Here is a 1,595-nt window from a genome sequence, read left to right as displayed (position 1 = left end):
CCATCCCCGACCCCGCCGCCCCCTGGGGCGGCTACAAGTCCAGCGGCTGGGGCCGCGAGATGGGCCCCTACGCCCTGGAGGCCTACACCGAGCCGAAGGGCGTCTGGATCCACCTGGGCGCCTGAGAGGTGACAGATGGGTCCCCTGAGATGAAGGAGGGCGTCAAGGACTGTCAAAACCAGGGTAACGGGCATAGGTTGACGAGTATGGAGCGACGCATCTTCGGTATCGAGAACGAGTACGGCGTCACCTGCACGTTCCGCGGCCAGCGACGCCTGTCGCCAGACGAGGTCGCCCGCTACCTGTTCCGCCGCGTGGTCTCCTGGGGACGCAGCAGCAACGTCTTCCTCCGGAACGGCGCGCGGCTCTACCTCGACGTCGGCAGCCACCCCGAATACGCCTCACCGGAATGCGACCGCATCGACGACCTCATCACCCACGACAAGGCCGGCGAGCGAATTGTCGAAGGCCTCCTCGTGGACGCCGAAAGGCGCCTCCACGAGGAGGGCATCGCGGGCGACATCTACCTGTTCAAGAACAACACCGATTCCGCCGGCAACTCCTACGGCTGCCACGAGAACTACCTGGTCGAGCGCCGCGGCGAGTTCGGCCGGATGGCCGACATCCTGATCCCGTTCCTGGTGACCCGCCAGATCATCTGCGGCGCGGGAAAGGTCCTGCAGACCCCCCGCGGCGCCGTCTACTGCGTCTCCCAGCGCGCCGAGCACATCTGGGAGGGCGTCTCCTCCGCCACGACGCGCTCCCGTCCGATCATCAACACCCGGGACGAGCCGCACTCCGACGCCGAGCGCTTCCGCCGCCTCCACGTGATCGTCGGCGACTCGAACATGTCCGAGACGACCATGCTCCTCAAGGTCGGCACCACCGACCTGCTCCTCCGCATGATCGAGGCGGGCGTCGTCCTGCGCGACCTGACCCTGGAGAACCCCATCCGGGCCATCCGCGAATCGAGCCACGACCTCACCGGCCGCCGCAAGCTCCGGCTCGCCAACGGCCGCGAGGCCAGCTCCCTGGAGATCCAGCGCGAGTACCTCGACAAGGCGTCCGACTTCGTCGACCGCAAGGGCGGAGACGCCATCGCCCACCGCGTCCTCGAACTCTGGGAACGCACCCTCCGCGCCGTCGAGACCGGCGACCTCGACCTCGTCTCCCGCGAGATCGACTGGGTCGCCAAATACCAGCTGATCGAACGCTACCGCCGCAAGTACGACCTGCCCCTCTCGTCCCCCCGCGTGGCCCAGCTCGACCTCGCCTACCACGACGTCCACCGAGGCCGCGGCCTCTACTACCTCCTGGAGAAGCGCGGCGCGATGGCCCGCGTGAGCCGTGACCTCGACATCTTCGAGGCCAAGTCGCTCCCCCCGCAGACGACCCGGGCGAAGCTCCGCGGCGACTTCATCCACCACGCCCAGGCCAAGCGCCGCGACTTCACCGTCGACTGGGTCCACCTCAAGCTCAACGACCAGGCCCAACGCACCGTCCTCTGCAAGGACCCCTTCCGCTCCGTAGACGAACGAGTAGACCGCCTCATCGCCGGCATCTGACCCACCCGCCCGTTTCGCGGTACCCCCCAC

General features: G+C 68.0%; 2 protein-coding genes. Both read left to right on the top strand.

The features are described 5' to 3' along the window. Nucleotides 1-2: 2 nt before the first annotated feature. Complete coding sequence (locus E1298_RS46805) at nt 3-125, top strand: aldehyde dehydrogenase family protein (RefSeq protein ID WP_279499789.1); 123 nt, start codon at nt 3-5, stop codon at nt 123-125. Between the two features lie 81 nt (nt 126-206). After that, a complete protein-coding gene (pafA, locus tag E1298_RS46800) occupies nt 207-1,565 on the top strand; it encodes a Pup--protein ligase (RefSeq protein ID WP_131903782.1) in 1,359 nt (452 codons plus the stop codon). The last annotated feature ends 30 nt before the right edge of the window (nt 1,566-1,595 follow it).

The sequence above is a fragment of the Actinomadura rubrisoli genome (assembly GCF_004349215.1).
GTDB classification, from domain to species: Bacteria; Actinomycetota; Actinomycetes; order Streptosporangiales; family Streptosporangiaceae; genus Spirillospora; species Spirillospora rubrisoli.
Note: the sequence above shows the minus strand (reverse complement) of the source record. Positions and strands in the feature narration are given on the sequence as shown.

Bases quoted from the DNA above. Each gene is read 5' to 3' on its own strand.
- pafA (WP_131903782.1), top strand. From the start codon at position 207: ATGGAGCGACGCATCTTCGGTATCGAGAACGAGTACGGCGTCACCTGC.